This window comes from Streptomyces callyspongiae, assembly GCF_047200695.1.
Classification (GTDB): Bacteria; Actinomycetota; Actinomycetes; order Streptomycetales; family Streptomycetaceae; genus Streptomyces.
In genome coordinates, this window is record NZ_JBJZOM010000003.1 from 97,504 (window position 1) to 115,516 (window position 18,013).

Sequence of the window (18,013 nt, forward strand, 5' to 3'; positions counted from 1 at the left end):
CCAGGAGCCTCAGCGGTCGAAGACCACCGTGACCGGCGCGTGGTCCGACCAGCGTTCGGCGTGCGTCGCCGCCCGCTCGACGTACGCCTTCACCGCACGCCCCGCCAGGCCCGGAGTGGCCATGGCGTAGTCGATCCTCCAGCCGCTGTCGTTGTCGAAGGCGCGCCCCCGGTAGGACCACCACGAGTACGGGCCGGTCTCCTCCGGATGCAGCGAGCGCACCACATCGGTGAAGCCGCCGTCCGACGGGTCCAGCACCCGGTCCAGCCAGGCACGCTCCTCCGGCAGGAACCCGGAGTTCCTGCGGTTGGCGCGCCAGTTCTTCAGATCCGCCTCACGGTGCGCGATGTTCCAGTCGCCGCAGACCAGCACCTCCCGGCCGTCCGCCGCAGCACGCTCGCGCAACTCCTTCAGATACGGAAGGAAAGCGGACGTGAACCGCTCCTTCTCCTCCTGCCGTTCCGTCCCCACCTCGCCCGAGGGCAGGTACAGGCTGGCCACGGTGACACCCGGCAGGTCCGCCTCTAGGTAGCGACCCGCGTCGTCGAACTCCGCCACGCCGAAACCGACCCGCACCCGCTCCGGCTCCCGGCGGGTCAGCAGCGCCACACCCGCCCGGCCCTTCGCCGACGACGGCGCGTACACGGCGTGCCACCCGGCGGGCTCACGGACCGCCTCCGGCAGCTGGTCGCGCTCGGCCCGCACCTCCTGCAGGCAGACCACGTCCGCCTCGGTGGCGGCCAGCCACTCCTGGTAGCCCTTGCGGGCGGCGGCGCGCAGGCCGTTCACGTTCACGGAAGTCACGGTGAGCATGGGAGGCAGCCTACGCACCCGGCCACCCGCGCCGAGGCGCCCGGACGGCGGCGCGCCCTACGATGCCGGTATGCAGATTCGTCCCATCCGCTACGACCACCCCGACGCCCGCACACTGGACGGCGCGGTGCAGGAGGAGTACGTCGAGCGCTACGGCGAGACCGACGTCACGCCACTCGATCCGCAGATGTTCGACCCGCCGCACGGGCTGTACCTGCTGGCCTGCGACGACGAGGGCCGCCCGGTGGCGACCGGCGGCTGGCGCACCCAGGACCGCAACGACGAGGGCTACGACGACGGGGACGCGGAGATCAAGCGGATGTTCGTCGTGCGCGAGGCACGGGGCAAGGGTCTCGCCCGCCGCATCCTCGCCGCGCTGGAGGACAGCGCCCGGGAGGCCGGCCGGACACGGATGGTGCTGGAGACCGGCATCCACCAGCCGGAGGCCATGGCGCTGTACGAGTCGTCCGGCTACCAGCAGGTCACCAAGTTCGGCCACTACCGGTTCCACCGCGACAGCCGCTGCTACGCCAAGCAGCTCTGAACCCGGCGCGCACCTTCCCGCCCCGGACGGCACACCTCCGCTACGCCACGCCGGCGAGGCGCAGCACCGCGTCCAGGCCCCGGACGGAGCCCGGCACCTGGCCGGCGGGCAGCACATAGGAGCGGATGCCCACCGCCGCGGCACCGCCGTCCTTGGCCGGCACGTCACCGACCATCAGGGCCTCCCCAGGTGAGACCGCGAGCCGCGCGCACGCCTCGCGGAACAACGCCGGGTCGGGCTTCTCGGTGCCGTGCTCGAAACTGTGGACCCACGCGGAGACGTACCCGTCGAGGCCGTGGTGCGCGAAAGTGGGACGCAGGTCCCAGCCGACATCGCTGACCACCCCGACACCGATCCCCGCGCCGTACAGCGCGGCCAGCGCGGCGGAGGCGTCCTCGTACGGCACCCAGTGCGCGGGAGAACGGAGCTGGTCGTACAACGCCCCGGCAACCGGCGCGAGTTCGGGGACGGCGGCATACCAGCGGGTGAAGGCCCGGCGGTGCGCCCGCGAGGAAACGTCGCGGCCACGCTGCGCGGCGGCCACGTCCGGATCGGCGAGCGCGTCCTCCAGGCCGGTCAGGATGCGGTCCATCTCCCGCTCGTCCACGGCCCGTCCGAGGGTGGCGCGCACGCGGTCCGGGTAGTCCGCCATCTGGAGCAGGGTTCCGGAGAAGTCGAACAGCACCGCTCGCACGGGCTGGGGCAGTTGGGCGGCGCGCGGGCGTATCGGGCCCTCGGGGCCGGTCACGGGCTGAGGGGGCATGGTGCTTTGTACCAGAGGGAGGCACGGTGACGGGCACGCACGGGGAGCACGGGACCGAAGCGGTACGCGGCGCCGTCCGCGTCGTGCGGGGCGGCGAGGTCGTGGTGGAACGGGCGCGAGGGCCCGCCGGAGAAGGGCGGGACTGCCGGCCGGAGAGCGTGTTCCAGGTGGCGTCGGTGAGCAAGCAGTTCGCGGCTGCCTCGGCTCTGCTGCTCGCGGAGGACGGGTATCTCTCCTTGCACGACCCGGTGCGTCGGTGGTTTCCGTCATGGCCCCGGCAGTGGTCCCGGGTCACGGTGCACCACCTGCTCACACACACGTCCGGAGTCGGCCACTGGGGTGACTTGTGGCCGTCCTGGGAGAACCGACTGCCGTCCCGCGAGGAGTTGTTGGCGACGGTCGCCGCTGCTCCGCCGACGGAGGCGCCGCTGCCGCGACCGTTCCGCTACAGCAGTCCCGGATTCGTGGTCCTCGCCGCAGTGCTGGAGCGGGCCGGTGGTGCGCCGTATCGGGAGCTGGTCGCGGAGAGGATCTTCCGGCCGCTGCGAATGCAGTCGACCTCTGCGGGCCAGGAATCGGGCGAGGACGTTGCCGAGGGGCGGCACAACGGAGAGGCCGCACCATCGGTCCAGGACCTCACGGACCTGGTGGGCACGGGAGACGTCAGGTCCACGGTCGGCGACCTCTCCCGTTTCGGCGAGGCACTGCACGACGGGGCTCTGCTCGACCGGTTCTCCCTCGACGCCATGTTCGAGCCGCATGCGGCAGTGGGGGACGGCGACGGGGACGTCCGGGCCGTGGGCTACGGCTACGGCTGCTTTCTCGGCACCGTGGCCGGGCATCCCGCCCGTTTCCACACCGGCGACAACCCCGGCTACCGGTCCTTCCTCGGCCGCCTACCGGAACTCGACGCCACGGTGGTGGTCCTGAGCAACGAGGAGACCGCGGACGTGAACCGTCTCGCCGCGTCCCTGGTGCGCACGGCGTTCGGGCCGGGGCCCGGCTGACGCACGACTCCCGCCCGGCCGATGCGGCCGGGCGGGAGTCGTGGCGTGGCGATGCCGGGGCTGCGCCGGAGGCTCAGGCCGCGGCGTCCGCCGCGGTCGCCGTGGCCGCGCGGCGGCGCCGGACCAGCAGCAGCGCACCGCCCGCGGCGAGCAGGGCGAGCGCAGCGCCGCCCGCGGTCATCGCGGTAGTGCCGGTGAGGGCCAGGCTGCCGCCGTCGGTGTCGGCCCCGCCGTCCTGGTCGCCCGCGCCGCTGCTGCCGGTGCCCCCGGCAGCGGTCGCGTCGTCGTCGGAGCCGTCGTTCCCACCGGTGCCTCCGGTGCCTCCGTCGTCGGAGTCGTCCGGGCCGTCGGAGCCGGTTCCGGCGCTGTCGCCCGGCGTCTCCTCGTCACCGGTGCCGTTGAGGACGATCCAGCCGTCGTCGTTGGCCTCCGCGCCCTCCGAGGGGAACGTACGGCCGAGGGTCACCAGGCCCTTCGCCCCCTCGACGACCTCGTCGATGCGCAGGTCGAAGGGGAAGGTGCGCGTCTCCTGCTCCAGCAGCGGGGTCTCGGTCCAGCACCGGTAGGTGACGCCGCTCCCGCCGTCCTGCTGGAGCGGTCCGCAGTCCTCGGGAGCCTGCGCGACCGAGGCGCCCTCGGGGATCCCGACGCTGAAGGCGAAGGGTTCGTTGCCGCCCGCGCGGAGCGAGTTGAACCAGGCGGGGCCGTGGTTGTGCAGCGCCACCTCGGCGGTGACCGTGTCGCCCTCGGCGCCGTCGACACGCTCGCCGGTCAGGTCGAGGTCGTAGGTGTTGCCGGTGGCGAGGTCGACCTCGGCGTAGTTCCGGTAGGTGCCGCCGGTGGCGGGCTCGAGGGTGAGCTCGGGGCCGTCGCCCTGCTCGTAGCCGCCGGGGAAGTCGTCCGGCGCGGTCTCCGAGAAGCGGTAGCCGAAGATGTCGCGCAGCGCGAAGTCGGCGGTCCTGACCTTCACCGGAGTGGCCACCCGGTAGGCGTCGCCCGGCGCGAAGGGGCCGTCGAAGGTGCAGACGGCGACCTTCCGCAGCCGCGTCAGGTTGTCCTTGCTGTGCACCGCGTAGGAGCAGTTGCTGAAGCGCTGCGGGAAGCTCAGGCCGCGGCTGCCGCTGAAGCGGAGCACGGCCCGGTCGGCGGCGATCTCGCCGGTGTTGCGGAAGCCGAGACGGCCCTGGAACACGTCGCCCGCCTCGAAGCCCTCCGGCTCGGTGAGGGTGCGCATCCCGAAGTCGGGGACGCCGACGCGGACCTCCACCGTCTTGCCGGTGAAGTCCAGCCCGTCGCCCTCACCCGTGATGCGGAGGGTGCCGGTGGCGCCCGCCTCGGCGCCGTCCGCGGCGCGGAGCCGTACGTCCCAGTCCTTGTTGTAGACCTCGCCCGGGTACACGCTCCAGCCGGTGCAGGTCGCGACCAGGCCGTCGGCGTCGCAGGGCAGTTCGACATCGGCGACGCCCTCGAGCCCGCCGGCGTCGATGGTGACGGTGAACTCCCCGTCGTGGAGGGAGGTCGTCGTGCCTCCGTCTTCGGCCTCGCCCGGCCCGCGCAGGCCGACCGAGAACGACGGTTCGCCGTCCGCGGGATAGTCCTGCCCGGTCGCCATGCCGTGGCGGTCGGGCCCGGTGAGGGCGACGGGGATCGGCTCGGCGGACGTGCCCCGGGTGGTGGTGTCGTCGGCCCGGGCGATTCCGGCGGTCAGCGAGGCCAGGAGGCCTGCGACGGCGAGGCCGCTGACAGCCCTGCGTCCGGGTCTCGGGCGCGTATGGCGGCGCACGGATACTCCTCGGTGGTGTCGAGTGCTCGGCGAAGGCCGCCCGCAGGGGCGGCCACACCCTTGCGAGACCTCCGCACCACCTGTCGGGTTGTACCGCCGCAGATCACGCTTCGGTCTCTCCGCCGCCGCGGCGCCGCCGCACGTAGCCGGAGCGCCGCCGCATGCGGTCCAGCGCCGAGCGCGGCCGCCAGTCGCGGTCGCCGGGCAGCACCCATTCGCGGTGCAGGGCCGTCAGCCGGAGCACCATGCCGAGGAGGACTCCCGCGACGATGCCGAGGGTGGGCGCGCCGAGTTCCGTGGAGACCACCATCACCCCGCTGACCAGCAGCGCGACGGTGGCGTACAGCGGGCTGCCGCCGAGGAAGATGCCGGGAGTGGTGCCGAGCAGCAGGTCGCGCACCGCGCCGCCGCCGACGGCCGTGGTCATGCCCAGCAGGACGGCGGGCAGCCACCCCAGTCCCGTGGCCAGCGTCATCTGTGCCCCCGCGACGGCCCAGAAGCTGAGCACGGCGGAGTCCAGCGCGTTGAAGGTGCGGCTCGACGTCTGGCGCCGCAGGTCGATCGCGAAGGCCAGCAGGCTGCCTGCGACCGCCACCGGCAGGTACGCGTAGTCGGTGAGCGCGACGGGCGGGCCGTGCTGCAGCAGGACGTCCCGGATGACGCCGCCGCCCAGCCCGGACACCACGCCGATGAGCAGGAACCCGAGAAGGTCGAGCTTCCTGCCGCGGGCGAGGACTCCGCCGAGCAGCCCGTTGGCGAAGACGCCCGCGAGGTCCAGCACGCGGGTCACCTCCGACACCGCGGCCGGCGACAGCCAGTCGGTCATGCGTCGCTGCTCTCCTTCTCCCCCTCGGTTTTCACACGTGCCCGGAAACGCTACGACGCCCGGCTCCCGGCGCGAAACGCCGCGGAGCGCGCGGACAGCGGCACGGAACGTGACGCGGCGGCCACCGGCTCGTTGTGGCAGGGGTGAACGGCACCGGAGCCCCCCACGATCCGACCGGAACCGGCAGCGCGCGCCCCCGCCTGTGGCACTTCTCACTGCACCGCCCACGGCGCACCCTGGCCGCGGCGGCGCTGCTGTGCGCCGTGTTCGCCTGCCTCACGCCGGGCCTGTTCGACCGGCTGGCGAGCGGCGGGTTCACCGCGACCGGCACGCCGTCCGAGCACGCCGCTGCCGTCGCGGACCGGTACGGCGCCGGGCGGGCGGACCTGCTGCTCGTCCTGCGGCCGGAGCCGGGACGGCTCGACGAGCCGGAGGTGGCCGGGGCGGGGCAGCGGTTCGCCGCGCGGCTGGCGCGCGAGCCGGGCGTGGACCGGGTGCGGTCGGCCTGGGACGGCGCCTCGCCCGGGCTCCGCTCCGGCGACGGGCGGCGGGCCCTGGTGCTGGTGGATCTCGCCGGTGGTGAGAGCGACACGGCCCGCACGGCGCAGCGCCTGGTGCCGGAGTACTCGGGGCGGCAGGGGCCGTTCGCGGTGCGGGCCGCGGGCCCCGCCTGGGCGCTGGCGCAGGCCACCCGGCAGGCGCAGCACGACCTGCTGCGGGCCGAACTGCTCGCGGGGCCGGTGGTGCTCGCCGTCATCGCGATCGCGCTGCGGTCCCTGGTGGCGGCGCTGCTGCCGGTGCTGCTGGGCGGCTTCGCGGTGCTCGGCGCGTTCGCCGTGCTGCGGGCGCTGAGCGCGGTGACGGAGGTGTCGGTGTTCGCCACCAACCTGGTGGGCGCCCTCGGCTTCGGCCTGGCCGTGGATTACGCGTTGTTCGTCGTGGCGCGGTTCCGGGAGGAGCACCGCCCCGGTGTGACGGCCCGCGCCGCGGCGGCGGCGAGCCTGCGGACGGCCGGGCACACCGTGGTGGTCTCGGCGTGCCTGGTGTGCTGCGCGCTGGCCGTGCTGTTCCTGTTCCCGTTCCCGTTTCTGACGTCGATGGCGTGGGCGGGCATCGTCGTGGTGGTGCTGGCCGCGCTGGCGGCGACGCTGCTGCTGCCCGCGTGGCTGGTGCTGCTCGGCGACCGGGTCGGGCGGTTCGACCCGCTGGCCCGGGTGCCGTGGGCGCCGCGTCCGACGGTCGGCGGGGACAGTCCGCTGTGGCGGCGGATCGCGCGGGAGGTGACGCGCCGCCCGGTGCGGTACGGCAGCGCCTGCGCCGTACTGCTGGTGCTGATGGTCGCCCCGTTCACGTCGGCGCATCTCGGATTGGCGGACGAGAACGTGCTTCCGCCGCACGCAGAGGCGCGCACCACCGCGCACCTGGTGCAGCGGGAGTTCGGGTTCGATCCGCAGCGCACGCTGGCGGTCGTGCTGCCGCGGGCGTCGGCCGGTGACGGGCAGCGGGCAGCTGACGGGGCGCGGGCGGTCACGGGGGCGGGACCGGGCGGAGGCGGCGCGCTCGACGCGTACGCGCGTCGAGCGGGTGCGCTGCCGGGGGTGGCGGCCGTGCGGCAGGGCGGGAGCGGGCCGCGCGGTGGCGGCGCGGTGCTGCTCGTCACTCCGTCGGCGGCGCCGCAGTCCGGACCGGCGGGCGATCTGGTGCGGGACCTGCGCGCCCTGCCGTCACCGGGGCCCGCGTACGTCTCCGGGTGGCCGGCGCAGGTGCTGGACGCGCGGGAGGCGCTGGCGTCGCGGCTGCCGTGGGCGCTGCTGCTGGTAGCGCTCGGGACGGCGGGTGTGGTGCACGCCTTCACCCGCAGCGTGCTGGTGCCCCTGAAGGTGGTCGCTGTCGGGGCGTTGAGTCTCACGGCCGTGTTCGGCGCGCTGGTCTTCGTGTTCCAGGAGGGGCATCTGACGTGGCTGGTCGGCGGGGTGACGGCGACCGGCACGCTGGACATGACGATTCCGCTGCTGCTGTTCTGCGTCGCTTTCGGGCTCTCCGTGGACTACGAGTTGTTCCTCGTCTCGCGCGTGCAGGAGGCCTACCGGCGGACCGGCGACAACACCGGTGCGGTGGTGCGGGGCATCGCGCGCACCGGACGGCTGTTCACCGCGGCCGCGTTGGCCGTGGCGGTGGCGATGGCGGCGCTGGCCACCTCGCGGGTGCTGCTGTTGAAGGAGCTCGGCTTCGGGCTGGCCCTCGCGGTGCTCGTCGACGCGACGTTGGTGCGCGGGGTACTGGTCCCGGCCGTGATGCGATTGGCGGGGCACGCCAACTGGTGGGCGCCGGGCCGGAAACCGGGCCGGGCCGGGCCCGCTGGGGACGGCGGCGGCCCGCCCCGCGGAGGGACGGCCGCCGCCGGTGCGGGGTCTGTCGCCGGGGCCGACGGGGAGACCTCCGGCGACCTGGCTCAGGCTGCCCGGAAGAGCAGTGCGGCGTTCTGACCGCCGAAGCCGCAGGAGTTGCTGAGCGCCGCCGTCATGCGGCACGGCCTGGGCGCTGTGGTGACGACATCCAGGTCGATCTCCGGGTCGATCCGGTCCAGGTTCGCCGTCGGAGGGATGTGCTGGTGCTGGAGGGCGAGGACGGTCGCTGCGGCCTCGACGGCCCCCGAGGCCGCCAGCGTGTGGCCGGTGACCGATTTGACGGCGGTGACGGGTGGGGGCGTGCCGAAGAACTTCCGCAACGCGTGGGCCTCGGCCCGGTCGCCGGTCCGGGTCGAGGTGGCGTGGGCATTGACGTGGTGGACGTCGAAGGGGTCCAGTCCGGCGTCGCGCACGGCCGCTGCCATGGCCCGCTGCAGCCCCTCACCGTGCGGGGAAGGGTCCGTGTGGTGGTGGCCGTCGGCGGCGGCGCCGTACCCGGCGAGGTAGGCGCGGAGCGGCGCGCGGCGGGCGCGGGCGTGCTCGGCGCGTTCCAGCACGAGCATTCCGGCGCCCTCGCCGAGCACGAAGCCGTCGCGGTCCGCGTCGAACGGGCGGGACGCGGCGTGCGGTTCGTGTGCCCGGGAGAGTGCGCCGAGTTGGGCGAAGCCGACGGCGGCCACGGGCGCGCGGGCGGTGTCCGTGCCGCCCGCGACGGCGATGTCGCAGCTGCCGGACCGCAGCAGATCGCGGGCGACGCCGAGGGCGGTGGAGCCCGATGCACAGGCTGTGGACACCGAGAGGCTCGGGCCGAGTGCCTGCAGGTCGGTGCTCACCTCGCCCGCCGCCATGTTGGGCAGTGACCGCGGCAGCGAGGTGGGGGAAACGGAGCCGGGGCGGCCGGCCGCGAGGCGGGCGTGGTCGCGGTGCTGCTGGTCGCCGCCGCCGTTCCCGGTGCCGATGACGACCGCGACGCGCGGCGCCTCCCACTCGCCGGGGGTGAGTGCGGCGTCGCGGACGGCGTCGCGTGCGGCCAGCAGGGCCAGGTGGATGAAGCGGTCCGTGCGCCACGCGAGGCGCCGCCCGAGGACCGCGGCCACGTCCGGGTCTTCGACCGGGCAGGAGAGGTCGACGGGCAACCCGGCGAGGCGCGGGTCTCTGGCTGCGGTGGAGCGGCAGGCGGCCAGGCCGTCCCAGAAGGCCTCCGGGCCGTGGCCTGCCGGGGTGACGAGGCCGAGTCCGGTGACTGCGACGTCCCGCTCGCTCATGAGGCGGTTCCGCCGGCCGCGGCGGCAGTGGCCGGGAGGGGCGCGCCGCCGGTGGCCGCGTCCAGGCGTTCGACGAGCTCTCCCAGGGTCCTGGGCGCGGTGTCGTCGTCCTCCGGCATCGGCATGCCGAAGTCCTCCTCCAGTACCAGCAGCAGCTCGACGAGCGCCATCGAGTCGAGCCCGACGTCCTCCAGCGTGGCGGCGGGTGAAATCCGTTCGGGTTCGATACCGAAATGCTCGACGAGGTGACGGGAAACCAGCTGGAACATCGCTTCCGACATGTACCGCTCCGGACGGGTCGAGGGCATCTGTGTCGCCAACCTAGCGTGCGGCCGGCTGTTCACCGGGTGAGGAGGAATACTCCAGTCTGATGAAATTCACCAACGGAGTCCTGCTTGTGCTTCGCACGCCGGGAAAGCCCGGGCGGGTGATTCCCTATTCTGCGCGTGTGAACGGAACGAGAAGCGCCGATGCCGCCCTGCGCCGACTCCTGCACGGGCGCCCCCGGGCGGACGACCGTCGGCTGGCCGGAGCCGTCGCGGGGCGGACGGTGCTGGTCACCGGGGCTTCCTCGGGGGTCGGCAGACAGGTCGCGCGGCGCCTCGCCACGGCCGGTGCGCGGGTGCTCGTCACCGCCCGGTCGGCGGGGCGGCTCGAAATCCTGGTGCGGGAGATCGCTGCCGAAGGAGGTTCCGCCGCTGCCTTCCCCGCGGATCTGACCGATCCGGCGGCGGTCGCCGCGCTCGCCGCCTGGGTGGAGGACGAACAGGGCGGAGTCGACGCCCTCGTCAACAATGCCGGCCATTCGCTGTGGCGTTCTTTCGCCCTGACAGAATTCCGGCCGACGGATTCCGTACGCATGACGGAGGTGAACCATCTCGGGCCACTGCGGCTGACGCTGGCGCTGCTGCCGGGAATGCGGGCGCGCGGCGGCGGCCGTATCGTCGGCGTCTGCTCGATCGCGGCGCTGCTGCCCACCCTTCCCCGCATGGCCGCGTACGTGGCCGCCAAGTCGGCGTTCGACACATGGCTGCGGGGGCTGGCCACGGAGGTGCGGGGCGACGGAGTGCGCGTGGTGTCCGTCTATCTGGGCGTCACCCGCACCCGGATGACGTCGGCGACGCCCTGGTTGCGCCGGGTGCGGCCGCTCAGCGCGACCGACGCGGCCGGACTGGTGTGCGACGCGCTGGTGTACCGGCGCACGAGCATCGGGCCGTGGTGGCGGCGCGGCGTGCAGGCCCTCGGCCCCTTCCTCCGCGGCAGCACCGAGGCGCTGCTGGCGCGCTGGTACGCGCGGACCGCGGACACCCCGGCCGCCCGCCTCGTCAGCCGCGGAACCGATCGGCCCGTGACCGCAGCAGCCGCAACGCGGCGACCGGCGTCGGGCCGGGCCGCGGAAGGGCGTTGAGGGCGGGGCGCTCCGGCGGCAGCGCGTCGAACTGCGGCGCTACCCGCGCCCACGGGGTGCGGGTGAACACCGCTGCGTGCACACCGGCGCCCCGCGCCGCGTGCAGTACCTCGGCCCAGGCGGTGAAGGGTGCGGCGACCGCCCCGTGCCCGTGCCGCCGGGCCGCTGCGGCGAGGGCGGCCACGGGCGCGTGCGTGAGAGCGACGGGCGCGGCCCGGCCACCGCTCCCGGCGCCGTCACCGGTCTCCCGGGGCAGTGCCGCGGTGAACTCGTCCCACCGCGTGGCGTGGACCGCCACCAGGGGCGTCGCGGCGCACGTGCGGCCCGTGCCGGCCGCGAGCCCCCGCACGAGGGCGCGGGCGGCGCGGCGGGCGTCGCCGTCGTGCCGCACCACCAGCAGACCGGGCGGCCGGGGCCGGAACGGGGGCGGGCAGCACTGCGGGGCGAGGCAGCAGGCATGTTCGGCGAGCGCGGCGTGAAGGGCGGCAAGGCGTCCGTCGGGGGCGGTCACCGGGCTCCAGAGGCCTTCGGGCACACCCGCGTCCCGCATCGCGCGGGCGAGCCGGCCGGCCGTCGGCACCGCGCCGGGGGCGACGACCGTGGTCACGGCCGTTCCGCCGAGCAGTGCGGGCAATACCCCTTCGAGCAGCGACAGCAGCGGGCGGACCGGATCGGCGTAGGAGACGACGACGGCGGCCCGCGCCGGGGCGGCCCGCGGGAAGCGGCGGCACGCGGCCGCCAGGCACCGGAGGGTGAGGCGATCGGCGGCGCGCAGTTCCGCCGCGGCGGCCGCCGGGTCGAGTCCACAGGCGTGCAGCGCGGCGCGGAGGGCAGGGCGCCGGGCGGCCAGCGCCCGGGGAAGACGGTGCAGCGCGAGGCTCCGCCGGGCGGGCCACCGGGCGGTCGCGGCCCACGCGGTGAGGGACGGGGCGTCCGCGGGCAGGGCGACCGGCACCCCGGGGTGCACCGGGGGGTGCGCACCCGAGGGGACGGGACGGGGCGTCGGGGCCATGCGTCACGGGTAGGCGTTGCGGACCCGGCGGCCCGCGCGACACACCGGGCCGGAGCGCAGCGTCCCCCGGCCGGCCGCAGCCGACCGGGCCGCCCGGAGACCGCAAACTGCCCACGTCCGTTCACCCCCGCCCCCATGCCCGAATGTGTTTACTTCCCGGCGACACGAGCGTAACGTGCTGCCACCACCACACGATCGGACAGGAAACGGACGCGAACCCACATGTACGCAGCGGAACGCCAGCAGGAGATCCTGCGCCTCGCCGGGGAGCACGGCAGGGTCGACGTGCTGTCGCTCGCCGAAGGGTTCCGGGTGACCGCCGAGACCGTGCGCCGCGACCTGAAGGTCCTCGACCGCGCGGGCCTGGTCCGCCGGGTGCACGGCGGCGCCATACCCGCCGGGCGTCTGGACTTCGAGCCCGACCTCGCCGAACGCGACTCCGTCGCCGCCGACGAGAAGGACCGCATCGCGCGGGCCGCGCTGGGCGAACTGCCCGCCGAGGGCAGCGTGATCCTCGACGCCGGCACCACCGCGGCACGCCTCGCCGGGCTCCTCCCCCTCGATGCCGCCCTCACGGTCGTCACCCACGCGCTTCCGGTGGCCACGCGCCTGATGGACCATCCGGGCATCGCCCTGCACCTGGTCGGCGGCCGGGTGCGGCACCGCACCCGGGCCGCGGTCGACGACTGGGCGCTGCGGGCCTACGGCGAGATCCACGCCGACGTCGCCGTCGTCGCCACCAACGGCTTCTCCCCCGAGGCCGGACTGACCACCCCCGACCTGGCGGAGGCCGCCGTGAAACGCGCCATCCTCTCCGCCGCCCGCCGCGTCGTCCTGCTGGCGGACTCCGGGAAGTTCGGCAAGGAGCACTTCGCCCGCTTCGGCAGCCTCGCGCAGGTGGACGTCCTGGTGACCGACACCGACCTCGGCGCGGACGAGATGCGAGCCGTGGAGCTGCACGGCACCGAGGTGGTGCGCGCATGATCCTCACACTCACCCCGAACCCGAGCCTGGACCGGACGTACGAGCTTCCCGAGCGCCCGGGGCGTCCCGGTCTCGTGCGCGGGGCCGTGCTGCGGGCCGCGGAGGAACGCGTCGACCCCGGCGGCAAGGGCGTCAACGTCTCCCGGGCCCTCGCCGCCGCCGGGCACCGCACCGTCGCCGTCGTCCCGCTCGGCGGCGCCGAGGGCTCGGCGCTCGCACGGCTCCTGGAACGCGACGGCATCGAAGCCGCGGGCGTCGCCGTCACGGGCACGACCCGGGTGAACGTCACCCTCGTCGAGGCCGACGGCACGCTCACCAAGGTCAACGCACCGGGGCCGGAACTCTCCCCCGCCGAGGCGGAGGCCCTGCTGGAGACCGTGCGGTCGCACGCCGGGGACGCGGACTGGATCGCCTGCTGCGGCAGCCTGCCGCGCGGACTGCCCGCCCCGTGGTACGCGGAACTCGTCGCGCGGACACACCGCGCAGGGGCCCGCATCGCGCTGGACGCCTCGGGCGCGGCGCTGACGGCCGCGCTGGCAGAGCGTCCCGACGTCGTCAAGCCCAACACCGAGGAACTGGCCGAAGCCGTCGGCCGCCCGCTCGCGACCGTCGGGGACGCCGTCAAGGCCGCCGAGGAGCTGCGGGACCGCGGCGCCCGCACGGTACTCGCGAGCCTGGGAGCGGTCGGCCAACTGCTGGTCGACGAGACCGGCGTGCTCTTCGGCACCGGCACCGTGGCCACCGTCCGCAGCAACGTCGGCGCGGGCGACGCCTCCCTGGCCGCCTTCCTGGCCGCGGGCGGCTCCGGCCCGGCCGCACTGTCCGCGGCCGTCGCCCACGGCTCGGCCGCCGTCACCCTGCCCGGCAGCGTCATGCCGGGACCGTCCGACCTCGACCCGGCGGGCACGTCCACCACCGCGGACGTCCCGACCGACCGCCCGTTGACGGGAGAGGCGCCATGAACGCCGCACCGTCCGCGGCCACCGCACCGGAGCACACCACGACGCTCCGCCCCCGACACACCGTCCCCACCGACGCCCGCAGGGCGATCCGCGAGCAAGGAGCCGCGCGATGACGGAAATGATCACCGCGGAACTGGTCGACCTCGACCTCACCGCACCGACCGGCGAAGCGGCGACCCGCGCGCTCGCCGCACGCATGGCGGCCGTCGGCCGGATATCCGACCTCGACGGGTTCCTCGCCGACGTCGCGGCCCGCGAGGAGCAGATGCCCACCGGCATGGAGGGCGGCATCGGCGTGCCCCACTGCCGCAGCGCCCACGTCACCGAGCCGACCCTCGCCTTCGGCCGCAGCAGCACCGGAGGCGTCGACTTCGGCGCGGCGGACGGCCCCGCCGACCTGATCTTCCTGATCGCCGCACCCGCCGGCGCCGACAGCGACCACCTCGCCATCCTCTCGGGCCTCGCCCGGAAGTTGATGGACGAGGAGATCACCGGCGCGCTGCGCAGCAGGCAGGACCCGGAGGCGGTGGCCGCGCTGCTCCGCGGCGAGGACCCTGCCGAGAAGGGGCCCGGCCCGGAAGCGTCCGCAGCGGACGCCCCGTCGGCGAGGGAGGAGTCCGCAGGGGACGCCGCGGGTGACGGCGCGTCCGCCGCCGACGGCGCCCGGCCGTTCCGGATCGTGGCGGTGACGAGCTGTCCGACGGGCATCGCCCACACCTACATGGCCGCGGAGGCCCTGGAACGGGCCGGCCGCACCGCAGGCGTGGAGATCACCGTCGAGACGCAGGGCTCGGGCGGCTTCACCCGCCTCGACCCGGCAGTGATCGCCGCGGCGGACGGTGTGATCCTCGCGCACGACGTGGAGGTGCGCGAGAAGGAGCGGTTCCTCGGCAAACCGACCGTCGACGTCGGCGTGAAGACCGCGGTCAGCCGCGCGTCCGAACTCGTCGACCGGGTACGGGAGGCGGCCGCTCGCGGCGAGACCGGGCCGCCCGCCCCCGCCGACGCACCGGCCGCTGCGGACGAAGGCGCCTCGGCGGACCACTTCGGCGTCCGGCTGCGGAAATGGCTGATGACCGGCGTGAGTTACATGGTGCCGTTCGTCGCAGCGGGCGGCCTGCTCATCGCTCTCGCCTTCGCACTCGGCGGATACGACATCACCGAAGCGCCGTCCGTCGCCGAGCAGTTCTCCTGGACCGACTCCGCGGCCTGGGCGGCGCTGCTGTTCCAGGTGGGCAGCGCCGCGTTCGACTTCCTGGTGCCCGTGCTCGCCGGGTACGTCGCGTACGGCATGGTCGACCGACCGGGCCTGGCACCCGGCATCGTCGGCGGCTCCCTCGCCGTCACGATCGAGGCCGGGTTCCTCGGCGGCCTCGTCGCGGGCCTGCTCGCCGGAGCCGTCGTGGCCGCGATCCAGCGGATCGACGTGCCACCGGTCCTGCGCGGCATCATGCCCGTCGTCGTCATCCCCCTGCTGTCGTCCGTGCTCGTCGGCTTCCTGATGTTCGTGGTGGTCGGCAAACCCCTCGCCGCCCTCCAGAGCGCGCTGACGGACTGGCTGAGCGGACTGTCCGGAGCCAACGCGGTCATGCTGGGCGTGCTCCTCGGCCTGATGATGTGCTTCGACCTGGGCGGACCGGTCAACAAGGTCGCCTACGCCTTCGCCGTCGGCGGCCTCACCGACCCGACCGGGGCAAGCCTGCGCATCATGGCCGCCGTCATGGCCGCAGGCATGGTGCCGCCGCTCGGCATGGCCCTGGCGACCACCCTGCGCGGCCGGCTCTTCGACCGCACCGAACGCGAGAACGGCAAGGCCGCCTGGGTCCTCGGGGCCTCCTTCATCAGCGAGGGCGCCATCCCGTTCGCCGCGGCCGACCCGCTGCGCGTGATCCCCTCAACGATGGCGGGAGGCGCGGTCACCGGAGCGCTCTCCATGGCCTTCGGTGCCACCCTGCGGGCCCCGCACGGAGGCGTGTTCGTGGTGCCGCTCATCGGAAGCCCGCTGCTCTACCTGACCGCGATAGCCGCCGGCACGGCCGTGACGGCCGGGCTGGTCGTCGTCCTCAAGTCCCTCCGCGCACACCGCAGCAGCACGGACCGCGGCACCGACCCCGGCTCCGGGCCCGCCGGCAGCCCCGCGCCGTCCGGCGGGGCCGCGGACGCCGAACCCGCCGTCACGACCTGACCGGCCCGCTCCCCCGCCACATCCCCCGCACCCCCGCATCCCTGCACGAGGAGTCCCCATGACCGAGCGCACCGTCGCCGTCGGCGCCCGTACCGGCCTGCACGCCCGGCCCGCCTCCCTGTTCGTCCAGGCCGCCGGACGCCTCCCGGTGAAGGTGACCGTGGCGCGTGACGGGCGCCCGCCCGTCGACGCCCGCAGCCTGCTGTCCGTACTCGCCCTCGGCGCCCGGCAGGGCGACGAAGTGGTGCTGTCCGCCGAGGGCGAGGGCGCGGAAGCCGCGGTCGACGAACTGGCCGCCCTGGTCGCCACCGACCTGGACGCGGAGGACGGGCGGTGACGACCCCACTGACCGGGATCGGCGTCGGGAACGGCACCGCGGCCGGCCCGGTGGCGCGCATGGCCCCGCCCCCACCGCTGCCGGCGGCGCGCACCGTGCCACCGGCCGAGGCGGACACCGAGGCCGCGTCCGTCCGGGAGGCGCTGCGCCACGTCGCCGCCGAGCTGGAGGAGCGCACGTCCGCCGCCTCGGGCGACGCCGCCGACGTGCTGTCGGCCCAGGCCATGATGGTCGCCGACCCGGCGCTGGCGGACCGGGCCGACGCCCTCGTCCACGAAGGCTCCGACGGCCCGCGCGCGTTGGCCGGCGCGTTCGGCGAGTTCCGCACCGCGCTCGAAGCGGCGGGCGGCCTCTTCGCCGAACGCGTCGCCGACCTCGACGACCTGCGGGACCGCTCCGTGGCCCGTTTCCTGGGCCTGCCCATGCCGGGGCTCCCCGACCCCGGACACCCGTACGTACTGGTGGCCGAGGACCTCGCGCCCGCGGACACCGCACTGCTCGACCCCGCACAGGTCCTCGCACTGGTCACCGAACGCGGCGGCCCCACCAGCCACACCGCGATCCTCGCCAGAACCCTGGGCCTGCCCGCCGTCGTCGGCTGCCCGCACGCCACGACGCTCACGGACGGCCGGACGGTACTGGTCGACGCCGCCCGGGGCAGCGTCGAACCCGACCCGCGACCGGAGACCGTCGCCGAGGCCGCCTCCCGCGAGGAACAGCGCCGGCACCGGGCGGAGTCGGTCTCCGGCCCCGGCCGCACCGCGGACGGGCACCCGGTGAAGCTGCTGGTCAATCTCGGCGCGACGGGAGAACTCGCCGCGGCAGCCGCCGCCGACAGCGAGGGAGTCGGCCTGTTCCGGACCGAGTTCCTGTACCTCGACCGGGAAGAGGCCCCGTCGGAGGAGGAACAGCGGGCCGCGTACCGGGAGGTCTTCACGGCCTTCGCCGGACGCCGCGTGGTCGTGCGCACCCTCGACGCCGGGGCGGACAAGCCGCTGCCGTTCGCGGTCTCCGGGGACGAGCCGAACCCGGCACTCGGAGTCCGCGGCCTGCGCACCGCGACCCGCGACCCCGAGCTGCTGGAGACCCAACTCGCCGCCGTCGCCGCTGCGGCGGAGGGCTCGGGCGCCGAAGTGTGGGTGATGGCCCCCATGGTCGCGCTGCCCGCCGAGGCCGCCGCGTTCGCCGCGCGGGTCCGCGCCCACGGGCTCCCGACGGCGGGAGCGATGGTGGAGGTGCCGGCTGCGGCACTGCGCGCGGAACGCGTGGCCGAAGCCTGCGACTTCCTCAGCATCGGCACCAACGACCTGGCGCAGTACACCCTGGCCGCCGACCGCATGCTGGGCGATCTCGCCGAACTCCTCGACCCGTGGCAGCCGGCGCTGCTCGAACTGGTGCGGGCCACCGCCCGCGCCGGGGAACGGAACGACCGGCCGGTGGGCGTGTGCGGCGAGGCGGCGGCCGACCCGCTCCTCGCGCCCGTCCTGGTCGGCCTCGGTGTCACGAGCCTGTCGGCGGCGCCGAACAGTCTCCCCGAGGTCCGCGCCTCGCTCGCGGCACACACCCTCGACCAGTGCCGCCGGCTCGCCGAACTGGCCCTGGACGCACCGGATGCGGCAGCCGCACGCTCGGCCGTCGGGCAGGCCGCCGGCTGAGACGCGCGGAGAGCGCGGAAGGCCGCGGAGGAGCCTGCCGAACACGCCGGGGCAGGACCCG

At 75.0% G+C, this 18,013-nt stretch carries 16 protein-coding genes; 9 read left to right on the plus strand and 7 right to left on the minus strand.

What is annotated here, in order from left to right:
- Window positions 1-9: 9 nt before the first annotated feature.
- The gene (gene xth, locus ACL06G_RS03455) at window positions 10-813 is read right to left on the minus strand and encodes an exodeoxyribonuclease III (protein ID WP_412785412.1); all 804 of its coding nucleotides are present in this window, start codon (window positions 811-813) and stop codon (window positions 10-12) included.
- Window positions 814-883: 70 nt separating this feature from the next.
- Here xth and ACL06G_RS03460 point away from each other — a divergent pair, with 70 nt between their 5' ends.
- A complete protein-coding gene (locus ACL06G_RS03460) occupies window positions 884-1,357 on the plus strand; it encodes a GNAT family N-acetyltransferase (protein WP_412785413.1) in 474 nt (157 codons plus the stop codon).
- Window positions 1,358-1,397: 40 nt separating this feature from the next.
- On the opposite strand, the gene ACL06G_RS03465 is transcribed toward ACL06G_RS03460, so the two are convergent.
- The gene (locus ACL06G_RS03465) at window positions 1,398-2,105 is read right to left on the minus strand and encodes an HAD family hydrolase (protein ID WP_412835385.1); all 708 of its coding nucleotides are present in this window, start codon (window positions 2,103-2,105) and stop codon (window positions 1,398-1,400) included.
- A 41-nt stretch (window positions 2,106-2,146) separates the two neighbouring features.
- On the opposite strand from ACL06G_RS03465, the gene ACL06G_RS03470 reads away from it, so the two are divergent.
- Window positions 2,147-3,127, plus strand: a complete 981-nt coding sequence (locus ACL06G_RS03470) for a serine hydrolase domain-containing protein (RefSeq protein ID WP_412835386.1) — start codon at window positions 2,147-2,149, stop codon at window positions 3,125-3,127.
- A 73-nt stretch (window positions 3,128-3,200) separates the two neighbouring features.
- Here the strand turns inward: ACL06G_RS03470 and ACL06G_RS03475 are convergent, their stop codons facing one another.
- Together ACL06G_RS03475 and ACL06G_RS03480 are read right to left on the minus strand one after the other, a co-directional pair.
- Complete coding sequence (locus tag ACL06G_RS03475) at window positions 3,201-4,910, minus strand: COG1361 family protein (RefSeq protein WP_412835387.1); 1,710 nt, start codon at window positions 4,908-4,910, stop codon at window positions 3,201-3,203.
- 103 nt (window positions 4,911-5,013) lie between these two features.
- Window positions 5,014-5,736 (minus strand): trimeric intracellular cation channel family protein, encoded by a 723-nt coding sequence (locus ACL06G_RS03480; protein WP_412785416.1) that lies wholly within the window; start codon window positions 5,734-5,736, stop codon window positions 5,014-5,016.
- 143 nt (window positions 5,737-5,879) lie between these two features.
- On the opposite strand from ACL06G_RS03480, the gene ACL06G_RS03485 reads away from it, so the two are divergent.
- Window positions 5,880-8,222, plus strand: coding sequence for an MMPL family transporter (locus ACL06G_RS03485; RefSeq protein ID WP_412835388.1), 2,343 nt, complete (start codon window positions 5,880-5,882; stop codon window positions 8,220-8,222).
- Here the strand turns inward: ACL06G_RS03485 and ACL06G_RS03490 are convergent.
- Complete coding sequence (locus tag ACL06G_RS03490; RefSeq protein WP_412835389.1) at window positions 8,189-9,409, minus strand: beta-ketoacyl-[acyl-carrier-protein] synthase family protein; 1,221 nt, start codon at window positions 9,407-9,409, stop codon at window positions 8,189-8,191. The genes ACL06G_RS03485 and ACL06G_RS03490 overlap by 34 nt on opposite strands.
- Complete coding sequence (locus ACL06G_RS03495; protein WP_412785419.1) at window positions 9,406-9,717, minus strand: phosphopantetheine-binding protein; 312 nt, start codon at window positions 9,715-9,717, stop codon at window positions 9,406-9,408. Before ACL06G_RS03495 ends, ACL06G_RS03490 begins: the two co-directional genes overlap by 4 nt.
- Before the next feature lie 140 nt (window positions 9,718-9,857).
- Between ACL06G_RS03495 and ACL06G_RS03500 the strand changes: the two genes are divergently transcribed.
- Window positions 9,858-10,817 carry an SDR family NAD(P)-dependent oxidoreductase gene (locus tag ACL06G_RS03500; RefSeq protein WP_412785420.1) on the plus strand — a complete coding sequence of 320 codons (960 nt, stop codon included), beginning with the start codon at window positions 9,858-9,860 and terminating at the stop codon, window positions 10,815-10,817.
- Here the strand turns inward: ACL06G_RS03500 and ACL06G_RS03505 are convergent.
- Complete coding sequence (locus tag ACL06G_RS03505) at window positions 10,735-11,829, minus strand: hypothetical protein (RefSeq protein ID WP_412835390.1); 1,095 nt, start codon at window positions 11,827-11,829, stop codon at window positions 10,735-10,737. The two genes, ACL06G_RS03500 and ACL06G_RS03505, sit on opposite strands and share 83 nt — an antisense overlap.
- Window positions 11,830-12,051: 222 nt before the next feature.
- On the opposite strand from ACL06G_RS03505, the gene ACL06G_RS03510 reads away from it, so the two are divergent.
- From ACL06G_RS03510 to ptsP, 5 genes are all read left to right on the plus strand, one after another.
- On the plus strand, window positions 12,052-12,813 hold the full coding sequence (locus ACL06G_RS03510; RefSeq protein ID WP_412785422.1) for a DeoR/GlpR family DNA-binding transcription regulator: 762 nt from the start codon (window positions 12,052-12,054) through the stop codon (window positions 12,811-12,813).
- The gene (gene pfkB / locus ACL06G_RS03515) at window positions 12,810-13,775 is read left to right on the plus strand and encodes a 1-phosphofructokinase (RefSeq protein WP_412835391.1); all 966 of its coding nucleotides are present in this window, start codon (window positions 12,810-12,812) and stop codon (window positions 13,773-13,775) included. The genes ACL06G_RS03510 and pfkB overlap by 4 nt, the downstream gene beginning before the upstream one ends.
- A 109-nt stretch (window positions 13,776-13,884) precedes the next feature.
- Window positions 13,885-15,960, plus strand: a complete 2,076-nt coding sequence (locus tag ACL06G_RS03520) for a PTS fructose transporter subunit IIABC (protein WP_412835392.1) — start codon at window positions 13,885-13,887, stop codon at window positions 15,958-15,960.
- Window positions 15,961-16,018: 58 nt separating this feature from the next.
- Window positions 16,019-16,297: an HPr family phosphocarrier protein gene (locus tag ACL06G_RS03525; protein ID WP_412835393.1), complete on the plus strand. Its 279-nt coding sequence runs from the start codon at window positions 16,019-16,021 to the stop codon at window positions 16,295-16,297.
- A complete protein-coding gene (gene ptsP, locus ACL06G_RS03530; protein ID WP_412835394.1) occupies window positions 16,294-17,952 on the plus strand; it encodes a phosphoenolpyruvate--protein phosphotransferase in 1,659 nt (552 codons plus the stop codon). Before ACL06G_RS03525 ends, ptsP begins: the two co-directional genes overlap by 4 nt.
- Window positions 17,953-18,013 lie beyond the last annotated feature (61 nt).

Coding starts and splice junctions, on each gene's coding strand:
- ACL06G_RS03490 (WP_412835389.1), bottom strand. CDS start 9,409: ATGAGCGAGCGGGACGTCGCAGTCACCGGACTCGGCCTCGTCACCCCG.
- ACL06G_RS03505 (WP_412835390.1), bottom strand. CDS start 11,829: ATGGCCCCGACGCCCCGTCCCGTCCCCTCGGGTGCGCACCCCCCGGTG.
- ACL06G_RS03525 (WP_412835393.1), top strand. CDS start 16,019: ATGACCGAGCGCACCGTCGCCGTCGGCGCCCGTACCGGCCTGCACGCC.
- ACL06G_RS03460 (WP_412785413.1), top strand. CDS start 884: ATGCAGATTCGTCCCATCCGCTACGACCACCCCGACGCCCGCACACTG.
- ACL06G_RS03495 (WP_412785419.1), bottom strand. CDS start 9,717: ATGCCCTCGACCCGTCCGGAGCGGTACATGTCGGAAGCGATGTTCCAG.
- ACL06G_RS03480 (WP_412785416.1), bottom strand. CDS start 5,736: ATGACCGACTGGCTGTCGCCGGCCGCGGTGTCGGAGGTGACCCGCGTG.
- pfkB (WP_412835391.1), top strand. CDS start 12,810: ATGATCCTCACACTCACCCCGAACCCGAGCCTGGACCGGACGTACGAG.
- xth (WP_412785412.1), bottom strand. CDS start 813: ATGCTCACCGTGACTTCCGTGAACGTGAACGGCCTGCGCGCCGCCGCC.
- ACL06G_RS03520 (WP_412835392.1), top strand. CDS start 13,885: ATGACGGAAATGATCACCGCGGAACTGGTCGACCTCGACCTCACCGCA.
- ACL06G_RS03510 (WP_412785422.1), top strand. CDS start 12,052: ATGTACGCAGCGGAACGCCAGCAGGAGATCCTGCGCCTCGCCGGGGAG.